We start from the raw sequence: 370 nt of genomic DNA on the forward strand, positions 1-370 counted from the left end.
CGTACGCGACGGTCTGCGCCACCGCACCGCCGTGCGTGCGGGTGAGCAGCCGCTGTTCCGCGAGCGAGTCGAGGTCGCGGCGCGTGGTCGCGGGCGAGGCGCCGAACCGGTCGACGAGCTCGTCCACCGTGACCTCCCCGCTCGCGGCCAGCAGGTCGAGGATCGCGTTCAGGCGTGCCGCGCGCTTCACCGCACCGCCTCGGGCTGCAGTGCGAACAGGCGCAGCATCCGCGCGGCCTCGTCGGCCAGGGCGTGGCGCGCGGGGCCGAGGTATTTGCGGGAGTCGACCAGCCGCTCGTCCGCCGCCAGCACCTCGCGCACCGCCCTGGTGAAGAACCCGTTGAGGTGCGTCGACACGTTGATCTTGGTC

At 73.2% G+C, this 370-nt stretch carries 1 protein-coding gene and 1 pseudogene; both read right to left on the bottom strand.

Annotated features, from left to right (window positions below; translation table 11 throughout):
• Positions 1-190 (bottom strand): DeoR family transcriptional regulator (locus KE671_RS22695; protein ID WP_211986829.1); only part of this gene is annotated, 190 nt, incomplete at its 3' end.
• Positions 187-370, bottom strand: a pseudogene (locus tag KE671_RS22700) (class II fructose-bisphosphate aldolase); the annotation flags it as partial. The gene KE671_RS22695 and the pseudogene KE671_RS22700, both read right to left, overlap by 4 nt.

The sequence above is a fragment of the Citrobacter amalonaticus genome, assembly GCF_018252635.1.
In the GTDB taxonomy this organism is placed as follows: Bacteria; Pseudomonadota; Gammaproteobacteria; order Enterobacterales; family Enterobacteriaceae; genus Citrobacter_A; species Citrobacter_A amalonaticus_E.